The organism is Cellulophaga baltica 18 (genome assembly GCF_000468615.2).
Classification (GTDB): Bacteria; Bacteroidota; Bacteroidia; order Flavobacteriales; family Flavobacteriaceae; genus Cellulophaga; species Cellulophaga baltica.
In genome coordinates this window covers 4,013,689-4,035,731 of record NZ_CP009976.1, presented here as the reverse complement: position 1 = coordinate 4,035,731, position 22,043 = coordinate 4,013,689, and the positions used below count along the sequence as shown (strand labels likewise).

General features: G+C 33.9%; 18 protein-coding genes. 7 read left to right on the top strand and 11 right to left on the bottom strand.

Annotated features, from left to right (window positions below; translation table 11 throughout):
• Nucleotides 1–40: 40 nt before the first annotated feature.
• The 7 genes from M666_RS17390 to M666_RS17360 form a co-directional block, all read right to left on the bottom strand.
• Nucleotides 41–373 carry a hypothetical protein gene (locus M666_RS17390; protein WP_029445162.1) on the bottom strand — a complete coding sequence of 111 codons (333 nt, stop codon included), beginning with the start codon at nt 371–373 and terminating at the stop codon, nt 41–43.
• A 56-nt stretch (nt 374–429) separates the two neighbouring features.
• Entirely contained in the window at nt 430–747 is a 318-nt protein-coding gene (locus M666_RS17385; RefSeq protein ID WP_024481276.1) for a DUF6787 family protein, read from the bottom strand.
• A 30-nt stretch (nt 748–777) separates the two neighbouring features.
• Nucleotides 778–1,236, bottom strand: coding sequence for a DUF6146 family protein (locus M666_RS17380; protein ID WP_029445163.1), 459 nt, complete (start codon nt 1,234–1,236; stop codon nt 778–780).
• A 67-nt stretch (nt 1,237–1,303) separates the two neighbouring features.
• Nucleotides 1,304–1,939, bottom strand: coding sequence for a DUF937 domain-containing protein (locus M666_RS17375; RefSeq protein ID WP_024481274.1), 636 nt, complete (start codon nt 1,937–1,939; stop codon nt 1,304–1,306).
• Nucleotides 1,940–2,018: 79 nt separating this feature from the next.
• Nucleotides 2,019–2,969, bottom strand: coding sequence for a D-2-hydroxyacid dehydrogenase (locus M666_RS17370; protein WP_029445164.1), 951 nt, complete (start codon nt 2,967–2,969; stop codon nt 2,019–2,021).
• A gap of 63 nt (nt 2,970–3,032) precedes the next feature.
• Entirely contained in the window at nt 3,033–4,097 is a 1,065-nt protein-coding gene (gene serC, locus M666_RS17365; protein WP_024481272.1) for a 3-phosphoserine/phosphohydroxythreonine transaminase, read from the bottom strand.
• 131 nt (nt 4,098–4,228) lie between these two features.
• Nucleotides 4,229–5,296: an acyl-CoA reductase gene (locus tag M666_RS17360; protein ID WP_029445165.1), complete on the bottom strand. Its 1,068-nt coding sequence runs from the start codon at nt 5,294–5,296 to the stop codon at nt 4,229–4,231.
• A 106-nt stretch (nt 5,297–5,402) separates the two neighbouring features.
• Between M666_RS17360 and M666_RS17355 the strand changes: the two genes are divergently transcribed.
• The gene (locus M666_RS17355; RefSeq protein ID WP_024481270.1) at nt 5,403–5,756 is read left to right on the top strand and encodes a 4Fe-4S dicluster domain-containing protein; all 354 of its coding nucleotides are present in this window, start codon (nt 5,403–5,405) and stop codon (nt 5,754–5,756) included.
• Between the two features lie 134 nt (nt 5,757–5,890).
• Here the strand turns inward: M666_RS17355 and M666_RS17350 are convergent, their stop codons facing one another.
• From M666_RS17350 to M666_RS17335, 4 genes are all read right to left on the bottom strand, one after another.
• Complete coding sequence (locus M666_RS17350) at nt 5,891–8,737, bottom strand: TonB-dependent receptor (RefSeq protein WP_029445166.1); 2,847 nt, start codon at nt 8,735–8,737, stop codon at nt 5,891–5,893.
• Between the two features lie 117 nt (nt 8,738–8,854).
• Nucleotides 8,855–11,812, bottom strand: coding sequence for a TonB-dependent receptor (locus tag M666_RS17345; RefSeq protein WP_029445167.1), 2,958 nt, complete (start codon nt 11,810–11,812; stop codon nt 8,855–8,857).
• Between the two features lie 10 nt (nt 11,813–11,822).
• Nucleotides 11,823–12,824, bottom strand: a complete 1,002-nt coding sequence (locus tag M666_RS17340) for a FecR family protein (protein WP_029445168.1) — start codon at nt 12,822–12,824, stop codon at nt 11,823–11,825.
• Nucleotides 12,825–12,913: 89 nt separating this feature from the next.
• Nucleotides 12,914–13,489: an RNA polymerase sigma factor gene (locus M666_RS17335; protein ID WP_029445169.1), complete on the bottom strand. Its 576-nt coding sequence runs from the start codon at nt 13,487–13,489 to the stop codon at nt 12,914–12,916.
• Nucleotides 13,490–13,700: 211 nt separating this feature from the next.
• Here M666_RS17335 and ychF point away from each other — a divergent pair, with 211 nt between their 5' ends.
• The 6 genes from ychF (at nt 13,701) to M666_RS17305 (ending at nt 21,987) form a co-directional block, all read left to right on the top strand.
• Nucleotides 13,701–14,795, top strand: coding sequence for a redox-regulated ATPase YchF (gene ychF / locus M666_RS17330; protein ID WP_029445170.1), 1,095 nt, complete (start codon nt 13,701–13,703; stop codon nt 14,793–14,795).
• Nucleotides 14,796–14,871: 76 nt separating this feature from the next.
• Nucleotides 14,872–15,774, top strand: coding sequence for a DMT family transporter (locus M666_RS17325; RefSeq protein ID WP_029445171.1), 903 nt, complete (start codon nt 14,872–14,874; stop codon nt 15,772–15,774).
• A 185-nt stretch (nt 15,775–15,959) separates the two neighbouring features.
• Nucleotides 15,960–17,816: a DNA topoisomerase IV subunit B gene (locus tag M666_RS17320; protein ID WP_024481263.1), complete on the top strand. Its 1,857-nt coding sequence runs from the start codon at nt 15,960–15,962 to the stop codon at nt 17,814–17,816.
• Between the two features lie 31 nt (nt 17,817–17,847).
• Entirely contained in the window at nt 17,848–20,514 is a 2,667-nt protein-coding gene (locus M666_RS17315) for a DNA gyrase/topoisomerase IV subunit A (protein WP_029445172.1), read from the top strand.
• A gap of 11 nt (nt 20,515–20,525) precedes the next feature.
• Nucleotides 20,526–20,951: a large conductance mechanosensitive channel protein MscL gene (mscL, locus tag M666_RS17310; protein ID WP_024481261.1), complete on the top strand. Its 426-nt coding sequence runs from the start codon at nt 20,526–20,528 to the stop codon at nt 20,949–20,951.
• Nucleotides 20,952–21,027: 76 nt separating this feature from the next.
• Entirely contained in the window at nt 21,028–21,987 is a 960-nt protein-coding gene (locus tag M666_RS17305) for a sterol desaturase family protein (protein WP_024481260.1), read from the top strand.
• The last annotated feature ends 56 nt before the right edge of the window (nt 21,988–22,043 follow it).

Genomic DNA, 22,043 nt, shown 5'->3' with positions numbered 1-22,043 from the left:
AATATTATTCTAAATGATATTTTATCTTTTAACTACGGAGTTATGAATGTAGAGGAGGACCCCGAAGCGTAAAATGAAGTTGTTGAAATTCGCTTAAAAGAAAATAGAATATATCAGTTACGGAAGTAAGATTTACAGGCTCCAAAATTGGAAAACTAAAAACTTCTGGTGTCAAATAAGTAGTGATATGGCATTTATGAAAATCACAATCAAATTCAGTTTCATGAATATGTCCTTTAGTTTTTTCCTGGCAAGTTTGCTCTTTGTGCTCAAATACGGCATGAGATATTTTTGCAATATCAGGAATACCTAAAGCGGCGAGTAGTGAAATTGCAATACAGGAAAGTAGAATTTTGGATAATTTATTCCCCATGATTTTTCAAAGGTAGTAAAAGCGACTCGTATTAGGTTGTTAAGAAAAACACAAGCTTACTTAAATAGGAACCCCAGTCCAAGGCGACTCAACATTTTTTTTTCAAAATTCCAGAAAAATTTGAATTGACCAAATAACCAACCAAAGATGATTAATAATATTTGGTATATAGGAAAAATGATTAAAATACGTACGGTCCAATAAAGAATAGAAAAGTACCAGTCATCTGCAAAATTATCTCGTGTAAATCCAATATAATCTAAGAGTGGTCTTGCAATTTTTAATGCTGAAGATCCTGTAACTGAAAAAACGAGTAGAATCATGATGATTCCAAAGTTAGATTCTATCCCCCAGCGTTCTTTTAATTTTTTCATAGCATTTTTAAATCGCTTGCAAATATAAAATTATATACGGGGATAAAAAGAACCTAAGCGTTGATTATATTTTCTTTGGAAATAAATGAAGTAATTATAGAGCTTGTAGTTTACCTCATAGCCATAATCTGTGAAGGAATCATAGTCGATTCTCATTTCATAGAGATTGGGATTAAACCTTTGTGGTTGTTGCACTCTTTGGTTCCATGCCAGTACCCAAACCGCATTTCTAGCCTCTAAATAATTTTGAGAATAATATCCTTCTGATCTAGCTATACTTTGCAACCAAAAATTAAAGCCAGGTTCAATAATAATTATTTCATATGCACTTTCTTTATCAGCAATAGTAATAGTATCTCCTTGAGTTTGCTTGAAAGCGGCTTTTTCTTTTTCAGAAATGGCATTAACATTTTTGGTACTCGTACAGCCAAATGTTATTAAAGCGATGACGGTTAAGAGAATACCCAAATGTATTACATTCTTTTTCATAGTCTTAAGATACAAAAAAAGCTGAATATGGAATATTCAGCTTTTTTAAAATTGTGTTTAAAGGTATTTATTTTCCGAAAAGTCCTCCTAAAAGACCTCCGATACCACCTTTTTTGCCACTAGATCCCATGACCATTCCTGCAACATCATCCAAGATACTACCATCGCCATCTGCATCAAGTAAAGAAGTAATTAAACTTTGATTCTCTTGAGGTTGACCGCCAAGCATTCCGCCTAATAAAGCGTTCATACCACTAGCATCACTAACATTATTTTGAGAAGTTTGTTTTGACAAGAATCCCATCAAAATTGGAGCTGCTATTTTTAAAATATTACCAACAGACCCAGCATCTACGCCAGCTTTTTGGCTTATAGCACTCTCAACACTTTCTTGTTTAGAACCTAAAAGGTGACCTAGAATTCCAGCACCGTCATTTGTGACAGCATCATCAACTCCACCACCAAATAAACCACCTAGGTTATCTAGTATGCTTCCGTCATGTTTTCCTCCTTGTAAAGCACTCATTAATCCTTGTGCGCCTTCTGGTGTAGAGACATTCTTTTTCATAGCGCCTAATAGCAATGGCATGGCCATACTAAGTACGCTTGCAGTTTTTCCTTCTGATTCTCCGGTTTGACCTGCAACACCGCTAATTAATTGTTGACCCATTGGGCCACTTAATAAATCTAATAATCCTGACATTTTATAGTTTTGGTTTTTTTATTTTCTCTAATTTACAAAAAAGAAGTAAATTCTTTCTAATTTGTTAAGAAAAAGGTTGTTATTTTAACAGTGCACTAATTTTAGTTGCTAGTTCAACACCAATTCTGTCTTGAGCTTCCTTAGTAGCTGCACCAATATGTGGTGTTAACGAAATATCAGGGTGCATTAGTATTTTTATTTCAGGTTTTGGTTCAGATTCGTACACATCTAAACCTGCAAAGGCAACTTTACGTGATTCCATAGCATCAATCAAAGCTACTTCATCTAATGCTCCACCACGTGCGGTGTTGATGATACCAACCCCATCTTTCATTAAGCTGAATTCATTCTTGCCAATTACATATGCTGTTTGTTTAGGCACATGCAAGGTTATAAAATCTGCTGATTTTAAAACGTCTTCTTTACTATTGTTCTTTAAATGGAAATCTAAGATTTGCCCGTCATAAAATTTTAAAGAGACAGTTGTTTCATCAATTTCAGAATCGTGATAAAGTACGTTCATACCAACACCCAATGCTATTTTTGCAGTAGCTTGTCCAATTTTTCCGAAACCGATAATTCCTAAAGTTTTTCCTCGTAGTTCCGAACCGCTTGAATAGTCCTTTTTAAGGTCTTTAAAACGGCTATCACCATCAAGAGGCATATTCCTGTTTGAATCATATAAAAAACGAACTGCGCCGTATAAATGAGCAAAAACCAACTCAGCAACAGATTCAGAAGAAGCTTCAGGCGTATTTATAACGTGTACTCCTTTTTCTTTAGCATAAGCAACATCTATATTATCCATGCCAACACCACCGCGGCCAATTAACTTAAGACTTGGGCATTGATCAATAATATCTTTTCTTACTTCAGTTGCACTGCGTACAAGCAGCGCTGCAATTGTATGTTTATTTATGTAATCTATAAGTTGATTCTGTGCAACGTTTACCGTTAAAACTTCAAAGCCATTTGATTTCAATGCATCAATTCCAGCTTGAGAAATTCCATCGTTTGCTAATATTCTCATGTTCAATTTTTATAATTTTAAAAGATTAAATATTCTATTTATGGAAGTATTTAATCTTTTTATCTACGCTTTTCTTTCCATTTCACTCATTACATCTACTAATACGCCAACGCTCTCTAGAGTTAATGCATTATACATAGATGCTCTGTAGCCACCTATTGATCTGTGTCCATTAATTCCACTAATACCAGCTTCTTTCCAAGCAGCGTCAAAAGCAGGTTTTAATTTTTCATCCGTAATACTAAAAGTTGCATTCATTGTAGATCTATCTTCTATATTAGCATATCCCTTAAATAAAGGGTTTAAATCAATTTCAGAATATAGCAATTGTGCTTTTTTGTTGTTAATTTCTTCTATAACAGATATACCGCCTATACCTTTTAACCATTCTAATGTTAACATAGAGACGTAAATAGGAAATACTGCAGGAGTATTAAACATACTTTCTTTGGCAATACTAACTTGGTAATCTAAAATAGAAGGAATTTTACGCGTTACTTTCCCTAAAATATCTTCTTTAATAACAACTAACTCTGTTCCTGCGGGTCCCATATTTTTTTGAGCACCAGCATAAATTAAATCAAATTGAGAGAAATCTATTTGTTTAGAAAAAATATCAGAACTCATGTCACAAACCAAAGGAACATTTACTTTTGGAAATGTTTTCATTTGAGTTCCGTAAATGGTATTGTTAGAGGTTACGTGCAAGTAATCTAAATCATTAGGAACACCAAATATTTTTGGAATATGGTTATAGTTTTCATTTTTAGAAGAAGCCACTTCAACTACTTCTCCGAAAAATTTAGCTTCTTTGATAGCGTTATTCGCCCAAGTACCTGTATTTAAATAGCCAGCTTTAGTTTCCAATAAGTTGTAAGCCACACGTACAAACTCCATACTAGCTCCTCCTTGTAAAAATAAAGCTTTATACCCTTTACCTTCTAAACCTAGTAATTCTAAGGCAAGCGATCTAGCATTTTCCATGATCTCCACAAACTCTTTACTTCTGTGAGACATCTCTATAAGAGACAATCCTGAACCATTATAGTCTTGTACAGCTTCAGAGGCTTTTAATAACACTTCTTGTGGTAATATACACGGTCCTGCGCTAAAATTATGCTTTTTCATTTGTGTTTTGTTTATTTTGATTTTTGGTCTTATAGGACCTTGACTAATTAATAAAAAATATTCTTAAAAAGAATTTTAAGTTGACAAAGGTTGTAAAATTTATGCGAATTAAAGCGAATTATTCAAAAATTCTAAGAGTTTCTTAACAAGAAGGCTATGGTATCAACATTATCTGCATAGTCTGTTAATTGTGGGTTTTGGGTGTTTCCAAATTTGATTTCAGAATCAAACAAATTATGAGAAACAATACATTGAATTTTTTCTTGATCCCCGATTATTTTTTCTTTTAATACTTCTAAATTTTCATATTCTTCATAAAATAAAGAAGCAATAGGAGAGGAGTAACTTTCATCTTTCTTTAGGATTAAAAATCCGTTTTCTAAGAGTTTAAAGTTACTCATAAGGTATACCGCTTTATTATAATCATAATTATTGGCATACTTTACTTGTTCTATAATAGGGTGAAAATCATATAAAGATTCAAATAATAAATCGAAGTTATAGCCCTTAGGAACAAAAAGTTTGGAGACACTTCTGCATCCTAATCCGTAATAAAGAAAAATATCATCTCCCAAAGCTTTCAATTGTTCAGGAGATTCCTTTCCTGTTAACAAGGCTACAGAATTTCTATTTCTACGAATTATATGTGGCTTATCTTTGAAATAATGTTCAAAATAGCGTGCGGTATTATTACTTCCGGTGGCAATAACAGCATCAAAATCAGAAAGTTTATTGGTTTCAAAATTTATGAAACCTTTTAATTCTGGAGCCAATGAAACTAGGATCTCCGCAACCTGCGGCAATAAGATATTATCATTTGAAGATAACTTTATTAATGCTTTATTTCCTGTTAGTAAAACACAAAGAACATCATGAAATCCTACTAATGGAATATTACCCGCTAAAATAAGAGCAATGGTTTTAGGAGATTTATCTTGTTGGAAGCGATAAGGGGCAAGCCAAGTATTTAAGTGTACTTCTGTAAGAGCATTTGCCCAACTATTGAAGCTAAAAAGTATGTTTTCGCGAGTAAACCATCCATTTTTATGTTTTGCTAATGCTATTTTATCTTCTAAAGCATTAAAAGATGGAATGGAATGTTCAAGCTTACCTTGCAGATTGTTAGTAGAATCGCAAAATTCTCTAAAAAAAGTACCAAGTTTAACAAAAGCTTTAATTCGTTGTGTATGGTCTGTCATTATATTTGTATAGGATTGTATTAGGTTTTACCTTTGTGCAAAAGTATTGATACTGAAATAAATTCAATATAAATACTGGAATTAATTCAGAAAAGAAAAAGAAAATATGGCAATTATAATAACTGATGAGTGTATAAATTGCGGAGCATGCGAACCAGAATGCCCAAATACAGCAATATATGAAGGCGCTGACGAATGGCGTTATAGTGACGGAACCTCTTTAAAAGGTCAGGTGGTTTTACCCAACGGTAAAGAAGTTGACGCGGACGATGTTCAAGAGCCAATAAGTGATGAAGTGTATTATATATCTCCTGATAAATGTACAGAATGTATGGGCTTTCATGAAGAACCACAGTGTGCTGCGGTTTGTCCTGTAGATTGTTGTGTACCAGATGATGATCATGTGGAGACAGAAGAAGTTTTATTAGAAAAGCAAAAATTTATGCACCCAGAGGGGTAGTATACGTTTAAGATAAAAAAAGCCCGAACTACAGTATGTCGTTCGGGCTTTTTTTATGCAAGTATTATTAATAACATAGTTCTAATAAAAAAAGCTACCGGTTAAGGTAGCTTTTCAGGTTGACTAATTACTAATTAAAACCTATAGTTAATGGATAAGTTTAGCATAGTTCCTAATTGACTAAAATGGTAACCATCATAAGTCATTTGTGAGTATCGTTGATTGAATGTAATTAAATCAGATTGATTTTTAATTGCAGTCTGACCACTAGACGTTATAGTTGTGTCGTCTATGATTGCCTGACCTGCAGCATTTTCAGCTTTGAAAGACCATTCTGGTAATATATTAAATAAGTTGTTGATGTTAAATGCAATAGTTAACTTCTCTGTTGCATTAAAATTAATACCTAAATCACTTACAATTTTTGGTGTAAATTCAGTTCTTAAATTTTCATCTAAACCTTGTTGCTTAAAGGTAGTTTTACCAAAATAAGTGTTGTTAAAAGAAAAACCAAATTTGTTGATTTCATAGTTTGCACCAAGAATCCACTTAGTTTCTGGTCTAGAGGTAAAGAATAAGGCTTCTTGGGTTGCATTAACAACAGATTGACCTGATTCTGCAACTAAGGCGATATCTTTAACAGCTCCATCTCTTTCGTTCTGAATGGTGTAATTTCCAGATAAATTTAAATCTAAATTTCCATTACCAATTTCAATGTTCTTTTTGCTAAGTACCACATCTAAACCAGAAGTTTTTGTGTCTATAGCATTAGAAAAGAAACTTACATCAGATAAATTATTATCTCTTAAGATATCATCTAAAGCGGTCGTACCAATATTATTTCCATCGGTATCAAATGCTGTTCCTCCAATTTCAGAACCTAAAACAATACGGTCTTTTACGGCAATGTTATAATAATCAACAGTGAAACTAAAATTATTAGCAAGTTTTCCACCAAAACCAACAGTGAAGTTGTTAGAAGTTTCTGCATCTAGTTGAGGAATACCTAAAAGCTTCGCTTGTGTAGATACATTATTTACTAAACCACCTACTTGAATCCCTTGACCTGGTACAAAACTATATTGTGCTTTTTGTGTATAGATTTGATGTAGTGTAGGCGCTCTAAATCCAGAAGAAATAGAAGCTCTAGCAGTAAGTTGATCTGTTAATTTTAAACGAGAGCTAAACTTATACACAAATGTATTTCCAAAATCAGAATAGTTTTCTGTTCTAATGGTACCACTTAATAAAAAAGCATCAGTTACATCATAATCTAAAGATAAATATCCTCCAAAATTGTAACGGTTAAATTTTCCTGAGTTTTCTGGACTACTACCTGCAAATGAATCTGCACCACCACCATCATAAGAAGCTAATTCTCCTACGATAACTTCAAAGGTTTCAGCTCTAAATTCGGCTCCAACACCAATACTTACTTTATCAGATAATAATCTAGAAATATCAATATTTCCTACATTATGGCTGAATTTTGTTCCTCCAGGTCTAAATGATTGTTGACTATTCTCTCTGTATAATTGAGAACCTTCTGTAATTTCCCCATCATCTACAGTGCCGTTACCATTTGCATCAATCCATGTTGATGGAGAATACACAACGTTTCCATTATGGGTATTATTTACAGTGTATGTTTGAGAATTTCCACCGGTGGTAAAACTGGCATCGATATTCCAATCGTTCTTAATTGTTTTAAAACCAATAGTTCCATTGTAATCACTAAGAAGACCTTCAAAAGTTGGTACATAGCCGTCATAACCATTCTCTGTGGTAGGATTATCTCCAGGGAAAAAATCGGCTAAATATGGAAAACCATTGTCTTCATCAAGTGTTCTCCAATAAGGAGTTCTATAATTCGCAAAACTATTTACTTTTTTATAGACATATGCTGCATTTGCATATAATTTAGTGTTTTCGCTTAAATCATAGCCCATATTCATTTCAAACTTAGCTGCAGCAGTTTCAGGAGAACCATTAATATTTCCTGCATCTGGTTTACGATCTAAAAATTCTTGAACAAAACCTAAATCAGCTCCAAAACCTAGATCGCCATCAGCTTCACCTAAAGCACTTACGGTTCCTGGTCTGTTAGACTGATTAAGTTTAGATAAATCTATAGTGTAGTTGATAAAACCTTTATCCTCATTAATAGTAGAACCGTTATTTACCGAAACACCAAACATTTCGCCATCTCCTTCAGTAGTAATTCCTGTTCTAATTGTTGCAGAACCTTCAGTAGGACTATCTTTAAGAATGATGTTCATAACACCAGCAATTGCATCAGAACCATATTGAGCAGATGCACCATCACGTAAAATTTCAACTCTCTTAATCGCATCTTGAGGAATTGCAGAGATATCAGCTCCTGTTTCACCACGGCCTGGAGAGGTTTGCGTGTATAATAAGGCACTTAAATTTTTACGCTTTCCATTAATTAATATTAATGTTCTAGAAGGTCCCATATTTCTAATTTCATAGGGATCTAATAAAGAAGTTGCATCATTTACAGGAGTTTGTACCGTATTAAAAGATGGTATTTTGTACTGTAACGCTTTATCAAATGAAGCTTGGCCGGTAGATGTTAAATCTTTAGCACCGATAACATCGACAGGCAAAGCACTATCTACATTACTTCTTGGAGCTGTTCTTGATCCTACAACAACAAATTCATCTAATTGATTACCTTCAGATAAAGTTACGTTGATGGTTGTTTGACCTCCAATTTTCTTCTCTTTGGTTTCAAAACCAATGTAACTAAATACTAACGTTCCGTCACTAGGTGCTTCGATGGTGTAGTTCCCATCAAAGTCTGTAGTAGTTCCATTCGTAGACCCTTTAACAACAATATTGGCTCCCGCTAGTGGAATACCATCACCGTCTTTCACGGTTCCTTTTACTTCGCTTTGCGAGAAAAGGCTTGTAACACTAAAAATTAGTGTTAGTAATAATAAATTAGTCAATTTCATAAATAGTGATTTTAAAGATTAATTAGTAATTAAGGTATATCTCGTGTGAGAAAGATATTAAATTGTAATTATGTATAGGAATTTTATGTATTATTAAATCATAAAATTCTTACTTTGTTAGAATTTGAAATTTAAGCCAGCTCTTATTGTGGTGCCATTGAAACCAAATTGATTGACCTCCCAAGGATATTTAAAACGTCCACCCAAGTCAGTAACGACATCTCCTTTTGTAATAATTTCATCAGGGTAAACATTGAGTAAGTTGTTTACACCAATGTTGGCACTTATTTTGCTAGACAAATTATAATTAAGGATTAGATCCGTAATAATTTTACCAGAGAAAGTTTGGTCTTTATCAATATCGATGGCATGTTGCCATGTTACTTCGCCGAAATAAGTATTGTTAAATACAACGGTAAGTTCTTTTATGGTGTAATCTATTCCTAATAGGACCTTAGACTTAGGTCTAGCGGAAATAATTCTAGACTCTTCTTTTCTATTGAATATGTCATAATTATTTTGTGCTAAAAGGGTAGGAGTGTTAATCTCTCCGTCAATTTTAGTTTCATTAAAATTAGCAGAAAGAGTTGTATTTAAATAACCTTCGCCCAAAGAGATATTTTTGTAGGAAGCTACTAAATCTACTCCGTTGGTAGTCGTATTTACGGCATTAACGAAAAATTTAAGACTAGTAATAGAGTTATCTATTAATATTTGCTCTACAGGGTTGGTACTTGTGTTATCCCCATCAAATCCTATTTCTCCTGTAAAAAGGACTCTGTCATCCATTTTTACATTATAATAATCTAATGCTACAGTGAAATCATTTGCTATTTTATAAGTAAGACCTGCTGAAATATTTTTAGAGGTCTCTGCAGTTAATTGTGGTACTCCTAAACCATCACGTATTACGGGATCCACATTATTAAATGTACCTTGGTTAGATATGGTATTTCCAGAAACCAATGTTTGTACATTACTTAAGTATATTTGGTGTAGAGAAGGAGCTCTAAATCCTGTACTGTAAGATGCCCTAATAGCGCCTTTGCTATCTCCGAATAAATACCTAGAGCTTACTTTCCAAGAGCTATTACTGCCAAAATCGCTAAAATCTTCAAACCTGATAGCTCCTCCTATCAAAAAGGCTTCCGTGATATCCCATTCTAAATCTCCATAAACGCCAAAATTATTTCTATTGGCAATAACGGCATTGGAGGGCTGTAGGCCTGGGAATGATTGTGCTCCTCCTGAAATGTATGATGCAGTCTCTCCTTCCTTAGCAGTAAAGCGTTCTTTTCTAACCTCCGCACCAAAAGCCATATTCAAATCACCAAAACCTCTAGAGAAATCTAAATTGCTCAAGGTGTTACTAAAGGTATAGGCTCCGACATCAAATGAAGTAGGGCTATTAGCTCCTAAAGCAGGGTTTAAACTATTGCTAACGGTATAATCTACAGCATTTCTACCATAGGTTCCGCTTAAATCTACATTAAAGCCTAAAAACTTGGTTTTCACCCCGACTGTAACATTATTGTCTCTTATATCGGTTTCAAATGACGGTTGAAAACCATCATAAATTTCGTTTTCATCATGAAGTAGATTAAATGGGTCGGCCACCCAATATGGAGCTCTATATAGAGCAAAGCTTTTACCTGTTCTATAAGTAAGTCCTCCAAAAGTATAGAACTCACCGGTGTCATTTCCGAAGGGAACGCCAGCGTTGAAAAATACATCGGCATTTTTCATTTCTGGCTGACCAATAGTCATTCCTAAATCAGGATTTTCCACGAGCCAATCTCCCCATGTAGGATCATTTGCCGCAACACCAAACAAAGAATCTTCTCCAGGTGTTCCTGCTCTATTGGTCGATTCTTGTTGATAGTATCCCAACGTAAAATTTAGATATCCGCCATTATCACCTAAGTTTATAGAGGAATTCAGATCTGCACCAATATTAAAGCCGTCTCCTTCTGTGGTTATTCCTGTGTTAACGTTTACAGTAGTGTACTCTACGTTTTTCTTTAAAACCATATTTATTATACCAGCTATGGCATCAGAACCATATTGTGCAGAGGCTCCGTCCCGTAAAACTTCTACACGTTCTATTGCTGCGGAAGGTATACTTTTTAAATCGACACCAACTTCCCCTTTTCCAGGAGTATCATTTATATAGACTAAAGCACTTTGGTTTTTTCGTTTTCCATTTACCAATACCAAAGTTCTACTAGGGCCTAATCCTCGCAAATCAGCAGGGTCAAAGTGTGCAGTAGCATCGGAAACAGTTTGGTTTGTGGAGTTAAAAGAGGGTACTTTATAGGTAAGCATCTTATCTACGGTAGGCTGTCCTGTACTTCTAAGTTCAGAAACTCCAATGTTATCTATAGGTACGGCAGATTCAATTGCTGTTCTAGGTTTAGAACGATTACCTACCATAATAATCTCATCTAATTGCTCTCCTTCGTTTAAACTTACATTTATAGTGTTTCTTCCGGCTATTTTCTGTTCTTTGGTATTGTATCCAATATAGCTAAAAACTAGCGTAGCATTATCACTAACGGTAAGCGTATAATTCCCGTCAAAATCTGTTGTGGTTCCATTTGTGGTTCCTTTTTCAACAATATTAGCACCAGCTAAAGGAATACCGTCTTGATCTATAATTTTTCCTGAAACGGAATTTTGAATCTCTAAAAAACTTAATGAAGTGTGGATGTCTTTTGAAGTACCAACTTGTACTTTTTCAAGAATACTTCGTCTTACCTTTTTTCCGTAAACAGCATAATACTTATTACCAAGATATTCAAAATCAAAACTAGTCTTCTCTTCAAGCTTATTTAAAATTTTATCTAAACGATTATAATTGTACTCTTCCGGATTTAGTGAAGATCCAGAAAGTGCATCAGGATTATACGTAAAATAAACTGTGTGTTTTTTGCTTACTTCATCTAGAAAAGTGACTAAGGCTACTTTTGCATTTTCACTTTCTAATGTAATAGGTTCATTTGCAGTAACATATTTTATGTGCGCTACTAGAAAAATGAATAGAAGCAGTGTTTTAATTGGAGTTCTCCCGTTCATATTAGTGAATTTAATTAGTGATAATTAGTAAGTTGTCGTCTATATGGTCTATTTTGATTCCTGCAGATTTCTCTATAGCTTTAATGCAGATGTTCAAATTTCCGTTGGGTATACCGCCTGTAAGCATTATTTTCTTTGACTTTTCATCTTTAAATTCTGTAGTTACGCCATAAGAATTTTCTAAGTAATGCATCACCTCAAGTAATGAGATGTTATTAAAAACAAACGTTTCTTCTCTCCAGAAAGAATAGTCAAGCTTAGAATTGATAATTTTATGAGAGAAAAGATCACTTTTATTGGAATATGTGGCAATCTCACCAGGTTTCATTTTTTTTCGTGACCCATTTTTTAATTCTAATTGAATAGATCCCTCATCTAGTAATACTTTTGTTTTTTCGTCTCTCGTATTCACATTAAAATGTGTCCCGAAAACTTCTACCTTAAGATCATTAGTGGTTACCCAAAATTTAGCTTTAGTTGAGGGTTTAGATTTTACCTTGAAATAAGCTTCACCTTGTAGCATAACATTCCTAGGATTTTCAATTTCATATTGTAATTCTGAATTGCCATTTAAAACAACAGTGGTACCATCAGATAGTGTTAAATTGATGGTTTCTCCAAAACCAGTTTTTTGAACTACATAAGTTTTGTTTTCTTGAAAATTATAAAATACGATAAGTAGGGTTGTTATAAAAAAACCAACAGCTGCTAAAATGTATTTAGAGGCGGTTGATTTTTTTCTAGGAATATCTATTATGGTATTGTTTGTGTTTATTTTAGATAATACGTCGTTAAGTTTATTTTCAATAAATTCTGGTTCAAGAGTATTATCCTTAAAATCGATTCCTAAAATAATATCTCGAGCAGTGAATACAGTTTCTGCGTAATCAGCATTAACATCAATCCATTTATTCCAAAATGTCACATCATTCCTATTTCTTTTGAACACCCAATTTTTAAATGAAGTGTCTTCCAAAAGATTCTCTAATAGATGTTGTTTGCTTTCTTCCATGCTTTGATTTGTATAACCAATTATGCCGTTATATGTATAAAGAGAGGGGAGAGTGAATTTTATACCCTATAAAATTGAAAAAAAATGAATTATTTTTTCAAAATAGCTGAAAGCAAATTGTTTTCAATGGTTTTTCTGATTTTTGAAAAAGCTTTTTGAAGTGTATTTAAAACACTTTGATAAGAAATATCCATAGTGCTGGCAATTTCAGACATAGATAAAGCTCCAAAATACTTTAAATAAATTACTTCTCTTTCTCTAGGAGCAAGTGTGTTTAAGATTAAAGTTATAGAACTTGTTTGTGCAAAAGAAATTTCTTGATGAATTTTTAGCTCTTCGGGTGAAAATTCAAAATTAGATGAATTTTGAGTATCCGAATTCAAGTCCGTAAAATTACGTTCTTTTTTAAGCGCGCTGAATAGTGTTCTTCTAAAAGAGATAAATAGGTAGGCTTTGATGTTTTTGACTTCCCCAATGGTATTTCTGTTTTCATACAGGTAGACGAAAAAGCCTTGAAGGCAATCTTCTGTTACACAGGTGTTGCTACACAGTTTTATGCCGTAATTATATAAAGGTGAGTAGTATTTTTTAAATAGTAAAGAAAAGGCATTAGTATCCCCTTGTAAAAATAAGGACCATATGATTTCTTCATTATTTAAAGACATAAACTTTATTTGATAGATTTTAAATGTATGACAATAAAGTTAATTAAAGGTTAAATTAATAAAATAATTGAATAATTATTGATTTTTAATATTTTCTATTAAAGAATGTTTAGTTTTTTGTTGTTTTCATTTAATTTTCTTTAGTTTGATTCGTGTTGCAGATATTTATAAGGTAAAGATTATATTTGCATCTTCTTAAAATAAAGAATTGATGAAAGCAGGAATCGTAGGATTGCCAAACGTGGGAAAATCCACGCTATTTAATTGTTTGTCGAATGCAAAGGCACAAAGTGCAAATTTTCCATTTTGTACTATAGAACCCAATATAGGTGTGGTGAATGTTCCTGATCCTAGGTTACAAAAATTAGAAGAGTTAGTGAATCCAGAACGCGTATTGCCTGCTACAGTTGATATTGTAGATATTGCGGGATTAGTAAAAGGAGCAAGTAAAGGAGAAGGTTTAGGAAATCAGTTCTTAGGTAATATCCGTGAAACAGATGCTATTTTGCATGTGTTGCGTTGTTTTGATAATGATAATATAGTACATGTTGATGGATCTGTAGACCCTATTAGGGATAAGGAAACTATTGATATGGAGTTGCAGTTAAAGGATTTGGAAACTGTAGATAAAAAACTTGAAAAAGTAAAAAGAGCAGCTAAAACAGGTAATAAGGACGCTCAGAAAGAAGAAGCTGTCTTGTTGGCTATAAAAAAAGGACTTGAAGAAGGTACTTCGGTTAGAGCAATCACAATTTCTAAAGAAGATCATAAAGAGTTTGTGCATCCTTTACAGTTTATTACAGATAAGCCAGTAATGTATGTTTGTAATGTAGATGAGGAAAGTGCCGTAGAAGGTAATGCTTACGTTGATAAAGTAAAAGCGGCGGTAGCGCATGAAAATGCAGAAGTTATTTTCTTAGCGGTAGGTACAGAAGCAGATATTACAGAATTAGAAACCTATGAAGAACGTCAAATGTTTTTAGAAGATTTGGGGTTGTCAGAACCTGGGTCAGGTAAATTAATACGTGGAGCGTATAAACTCTTGAATTTAGAGACTTATTTTACAGCTGGTGTTAAAGAAGTTCGTGCTTGGACTATTCCTGTAGGGGCTACTGCGCCTCAGGCTGCGGGAGTTATTCATACTGATTTTGAGAAAGGATTTATCCGTGCAGAAGTTATCGCTTATGATGATTATGTGGCTCATGGTAGTGAAGCCAAAGTAAAGGAGGCAGGAAAGATGCGTGTTGAGGGTAAAGAATATATTGTTAAAGATGGGGATATAATGCACTTTAGATTTAATGTGTAAGAACTCATTTTTGGGTATCGTATTTTGGTTGCTTAAGCAGATTTAAAATAGTAATATCTCTTTTAAATTTGTTTAGATGTTTAAGAATTCATCGGCAACAAGTTTAGGAATTATATTTGCCATTTTAGGTGTAGTCCTTTTTTCTGCTAAAGCGGTAATTGTAAAACTTGCCTATCAATATAAAGTAGACTATCTAACACTTCTGCTTCTAAGAATGGTATTTTCCTTTCCATTTTATTTGGTAATAGCACTTTGGAAAAAACCAGCACAACCAGAAATAATCAAGAAACGTGATTGGTTCTGGTTGTTCTTTTTTGGGTTTATTGGGTATTATTTGGCTAGTTTGTTTGATTTTATGGGGCTGCAATATATTAAAGCAGGTCTAGAGCGCATTATACTTTTTGTGTACCCTACTATTGTCGTACTAATTTCTTGGTTAGTTTTTAAAAAGAAGCTCAGTAGAAATCAATTTTTAGCGCTTTTAATCACTTACGTAGGTGTTGTTGTTGCGTTTTGGGATGAGATAGGCTTAAAAGGAGAAGGTGCAATTTTAGGAGGTTTTTTGATTTTAATAAGTGCTATTACCTATGCGTCTTACCTTGTGGGTAGCGGATGGTTAATTCCAAAATTTGGAACACTTCAGTTTACCTCCTATGCCATGATTGTGTCAACTGTTATTGTGGTGCTCCATTTTTTAATAGCAGGAAATTATGCTCTTTTTGAGTATCCTAAAGAAGTGTATTATTTAGGGCTTTCAATGGCCGTTTTTTGCACTTTGATACCTTCGTTTTTAGTTTCGGCCGCAATTGATAGTCTAGGGGCGTCAACATTTTCTATGTTCGGTAGTTTGGGACCGGTAGCTACAATTTTGCTGGCATTTGCTTTTTTAGATGAACGGGTTACTTTCTTGCAGGCAATAGGGATGTGTATCGTTCTTTTTGGTGTAACTTTGGTAGCAATCCAAAAACGTAAAAAATAAAGTAGTCCAAAATTGTCTACTTTAGAAATTATGAGGTAAAACCTATAAAAAATAGTTGAATGATCATGAAATTTTAGCATTATCAGCAAAAAGTATTTTGCTATTGTTGATTACTTTCGTTTCAGGATGTTTCATCTTTCAATTACACTTGTTATATTAGCAACACTTTCGAAGAAATCCCAAACATGTCAGAAAATACACAATATACAGAAGATAATATCCGTTCACTCGATTGGAAAGAACATATTCGTATGCGTCCTGGGATGTATATTGGAAAGCTAGGAGATGGTTCTTCTGCAGATGATGGTATTTATATTTTACTTAAAGAAGTTGTAGATAATTGTATTGATGAATTTGTAATGGGTTCTGGTAGAACCATTGATATTACTATAAAAGATAATTTAGTATCTGTTCGGGATTACGGTCGTGGTATTCCATTGGGTAAAGTTGTAGATGTTGTGTCTAAAATGAATACCGGTGGTAAGTATGATTCTCGAGCATTTAAAAAATCGGTAGGATTAAATGGGGTAGGTACTAAAGCAGTAAATGCGCTTTCTACCTTTTTTAAAGTAGAGTCCTCTAGGGATAGTCAATTAAAGACGGCAGAATTTCATCAAGGAAATTTAGTTCAAGAAGAAGGTCCAAATGACACTTCAAAAAGAAAAGGAACCAAAGTATCTTTTATTCCTGATGAAATCATTTTTAAAAAATATAAGTACAGGAATGAGTATATAGAACGTATGCTTAAAAACTATGTGTATCTAAATCCTGGATTAACGATAGTTTTTAATGGTGAAAAGTTTCACTCCGAAAATGGATTGAAGGACCTTTTGGAGGATAATAACAATATGGAAGACATGTTGTATCCTATTATCCATTTAAAAGGTGATGACATAGAAGTGGCTATTACACATAGTAAAACACAATATAGTGAAGAGTATCATTCTTTTGTAAACGGACAGCATACAACGCAAGGGGGTACCCATCAATCGGCATTTAGAGAAGCAATTGCGAAGACTATTCGTGACTTTTATGGCAAAAGTTATGATGCTTCAGATATCCGAAAATCTATTGTTTCGGCGATTGCTATTAAAGTAATGGAGCCTGTCTTTGAAAGTCAGACTAAAACTAAGTTGGGTTCTACAGATATGGGAGGTGAATTTCCTACCGTAAGAACCTATATAAATGATTTTATAGGAACCAAATTAGATAACTATTTACATAAGAATCCTGATACGGCAGAAAAGCTACAGCGTAAAATTATGCAGGCAGAGAAAGAGCGTAAAGATCTTTCGGGGATTCGAAAATTAGCAAGAGATAGAGCTAAGAAATCTAATTTGCACAATAAAAAGTTGCGTGATTGTCGTGTACATTTAGGTGATATTAAAAATACCCGTTATTTAGAAAGTACATTATTTATCACGGAGGGAGATTCTGCATCAGGATCAATAACAAAATCCAGAGACGTAAATACACAAGCAGTATTTAGCCTTAGAGGTAAGCCCTTGAACTCATACGGCATGAGTAAAAAAATTGTGTATGAGAATGAAGAGTTCAATTTATTGCAAGCGGCATTAAATATTGAAGATTCGATGGAGGATTTGAGATACAACAAAATTGTAATAGCAACAGATGCCGATGTTGATGGTATGCACATTCGTTTGCTGTTAATTACATTCTTCCTGCAGTTCTTCCCTGAATTGATAAAAGAGAATCATCTTTATATTTTACAAACCCCATTATTTAGAGTTAGAAATAAGAAGCAAACATTTTATTGCTACAGTCCAGAGGAGAAAAAAGCAGCAATGGAAGCATTGTCTGGCAAACCAGAAATTACCCGATTTAAGGGATTGGGTGAAATTTCTCCAGATGAATTCAAACACTTTATTGGTGAGGATATTCGTTTAGAGCCTGTAATGTTAGATAAGACCATGTCTATAGAGTCCCTACTGGAGTTTTATATGGGTAAAAATACACCAGACCGCCAAAAATTTATTATAGAAAATCTTAAAGTAGAGTTAGACCTCATTGAGGATAACTAATTATAAACCAAAATAATACGATTCTTTCTGCATGGAAGAGAATGAAGAGCTTAACGAAGAACATTTAGAGCCTCAAGATCATCAAGAGAACAGTCAAGATTCCCTAACTAAAGTTACAGGAATGTATAAAGATTGGTTCTTAGATTATGCTTCTTATGTAATTTTAGAGCGTGCAGTGCCAGCAATTGAAGATGGTTTTAAGCCAGTTCAAAGGCGTATTATGCATGCCTTAAAAGAATTAGATGACGGCCGTTATAATAAAGTAGCAAATGTGGTAGGGCACACGATGCAGTATCACCCACATGGTGATGCTAGTATTGCAGATGCTATGGTGCAAATTGGACAAAAAGATTTGTTGATAGATACTCAAGGTAACTGGGGTAATATTTTAACAGGAGATAGTGCGGCGGCATCTCGTTATATTGAAGCACGATTATCAAAATTTGCCTTGGAAGTTGTTTTTAGCCCTAAGATTACTGAATGGCAATCTTCCTATGACGGTCGTAAAAAAGAGCCTACTAATTTACCCGTTAAGTTTCCCTTGCTATTAGCGCAAGGTGCAGAGGGTATTGCTGTTGGCTTGTCTACTAAAGTATTGCCGCATAACTTTATAGAATTGATAGATTCGTCTATTAAACATTTAAAAGGTCAGAAATTTACTATTTACCCAGACTTTCCAACATCGGGAATTATAGATGTTAGTAATTATAATGATGGTATAAGAGGCGGTAAGATACGGGTTAGAGCAAAAATTTCTCAATTAGACAAAAGTACACTGGTTATTAATGAGATACCTTATGGTACTAATACTTCTTCTTTAATAGATTCTATCTTAAAAGCTAATGAAAAGGGCAAAATAAAGATTCGTAAAATTGAAGATAATACTGCTGCAGATGTAGAAATTCTAATTCATTTACCTTCTGGCTTGTCACCAGATAAAACCATAGATGCCTTATATGCTTTTACAGCATGTGAATCTTCAATATCTCCTTTAGGGTGTATTATTGAAGATAATAAGCCTTTGTTTATTGGGGTTACAGAAATGTTGCAGCGTTCTACGGATTATACGGTAGAATTGCTAAGAGCAGAGCTAGAGGTGCAACTAAGAGAACTTGAGGAGCAGTGGCACTTTGCTTCTTTAGAGCGAATTTTTATAGAAAACCGAATTTACCGCGATATAGAGGAGCAGGAAACTTGGGAAGGTGTTATTAAGGCTATTGATGATGGTTTAAAACCGCATATAAAGCATTTAAAACGTGCCGTTACCGAAGAAGATATTGCGCGTTTAACGGAAATTAGAATAAAGCGTATTTCTAAATTTGATATTGATAAAGCGCAGCAGCTTATAGATAGTTTAGAAGAAAGAATTGCTGAAGTAAAAAATAATTTGGAGCATATTATTGAATTTGCTATTGATTATTTCAAAAACTTAAAGACAAAATACGGTAAGGATAGAGAACGTAAGTCGGAAATTAGAATTTTTGACGATATAGAAGCTACTAAGGTGGTGATTAGAAATACGAAGCTGTACGTTAATCGAGAAGAAGGTTTTATAGGAACTTCTTTGAAGCGTGATGAGTATGTGGCGGAGTGTAGTGATATTGACGATATCATTGTTATGACTAAAGCAGGAGAGATGATGATCACAAAGGTTGATTCTAAGACCTTTGTAGGTAAAAATATCATTCATGCTGCTATATTTAAGAAAAAAGATAAGCGCACCATTTACAATATGGTGTACAAGGATGGTAAAGGTGGTCCTAGTTATATTAAAAGATTTTATGTGACGGGTGTTACGCGTGATAAAATGTATGATTTAACAAATGGCAGTGCCAACTCTGATGTGTTGTACTTTTCTGAAAATCCTAATGGAGAAGCAGAGGTGATTTCGGTATTATTACGCCAAGCGGGTAGTATTAAGAAATTAAAGTGGGATATAGATTTTGCTGATGTACTAATAAAAGGTAGGGCATCAAAAGGAAATATTGTTACAAAATACCCTGTAAAGCGTATTGAGTTGAAAGAGAAAGGTGTTTCTACATTGAAACCACGTAAAATTTGGTTTGATGATGTGGTAAGACGTTTAAATGTTGATGGCAGGGGTGAACTTTTAGGAGAGTTTAAGGGAGAAGATAGACTTCTTGTAGTAACTCAAAAAGGATATGTGAAAACCTTTTTGCCGGAAATGACGACGCACTTTGATGAGGACATGATTGTTTTAGAGAAGTGGATTCCCAATAAGCCTTTATCTTCTATTTATTATGAAGGTGAAAAAGACAGGTATTACATCAAGCGTTTCTTGGTCGAAAATGAAAATAAGGACGAATTGTTTATTTCTGAACATCCAAAATCTGTTTTAGAAATTGTTTCTACAGATTGGCGTCCGGTATTCGAAATTGAGTTTTCAAAACCTAGAGGTAAGGATCAAAAACCGAATCAAACTATTGATGTAGAAGATTTTATAGCGGTTAAGGGAATAAAAGCTTTAGGTAATCAGGTAACTGCAGATAAGATAAAGAATGTAGATGCGTTAGAGCCTTTAGAGTATAGTAGTCCTGAGGTTCCTGAAGAAAATGAATCTAAAGTGATTGATGGAAATTCTGAAGAAGGACAAACGGATTCTGATGCACAGGTGCCAAAATCTAATGATGATACGGATAAAGAGGGTGATTCCAATTCTCAAGCAACCTTATTTTAAAACCGATTATTTTGAAGAAGTTTTTTCAAGAGTTTAAAAGTTTTGCTATTAAAGGTAATTTAATAGATATTGCTGTTGGGGTTATCATAGGAGCCGCTTTTAATAACGTGGTTAATGTGCTGGTGAAAAAGATATTAATGCCACCGCTTTCATTGTTAACAGAAGGGGTTAACCTTCATGAGAAGAAGTATGTTTTAAGGCAGGCTACTGAGGTAAGTGCAGAAGTAGCAATTGGTTATGGGGAGTTGGTAGAAGTGTTAATTGACTTTGTAATTGTTGCATTTACCATTTTTGTTGTGGTAAAGGGGTTTAATAGATTTAAAACTAAAGCCCAGGATCCTAAAAATAAAAACGTAGAAACACCTCGGGAAATAGAACTTTTATCGAATCTGGAAAAGCTTATGCAGGAACAAAATGAGCTGCTAAAGAAAAAGTAATTCGGTAAATTAAAATGTTAAACAAAGTGTGCATTCACTAGGAATAGTGGTATTTTTGAAAAATTAAAATTTTTAAATGGAATTAACGAATCCTTTAGTGTACGGTGCGCCGTGCTTTATTATCTTTATTTTATTAGAACTTACGTATAGCAAAAACCATGATGAGCATCATGATTTATATGATTGGAAAGACCTTTTTGCAAGTGGTTTTATGGGTGTTGGTTCCGCTATTCTGGCGGCACTTCTAAAAGTTGTTTCGGCGATTGTAATTTTTACCTATGTGTTTGAGTTGTTTAATCCAGAGGTAAATGGTAAAAACATAAATATTCTTGGATATGAGTCGTTCAAGTATGTTTGGTATGTATGGTTGCTTTGTCAGTTAGCAGATGATTTTACGTATTATTGGTTTCATAGAGCTAATCATGAGATAAGAATACTGTGGGCAGCTCATATTGTTCACCATTCTTCAGATAACTTTAACTTGGGTACTGCGGTTCGTAATGGTTGGTTTACACTTTTATATAAGCCATTATTTTATATGTGGATGCCAGCAATTGGTTTTAGGCCAGAAATGGTAGTTTTTTGTTTAGGGATAGAAGCGTTATGGCAATTTCAGCTTCATACAGTTTTGCTTCCGAAACTTGGTATTTTTGAAAAATTTATGAATACGCATACAATGCATCAAGTGCATCATGCACAGAATGTGGAGTATTTAGATAAAAACCACGGTGGGTTTTTAAATATTTTTGATAGAATGTTTGGTACATGGTTGCCTTTAGATGATAGTATTGACGTTAAATACGGTGTTATTCATGCACCTAGTTCTAACAATCCAATTGTTATTCTTACACATGAGTTTAAGGATATTTGGACAGATATGAAGAAATCTCCAAAATTATCGCATAAGCTTATGTATATATTTGGCCCTCCAGGTTGGAGTCATGATGGAAGTACATTAACAGTTAAACAGCAACAGCGCTTGTTTAAGGACCATGAGCGTAAAAATCCAGAGGTTGCTTACAGTCGGCCTAATTAAGTAGTTTTAAGTATAAAATATAAAAAACTTACACGGTATTGTGTAAGTTTTTTTTT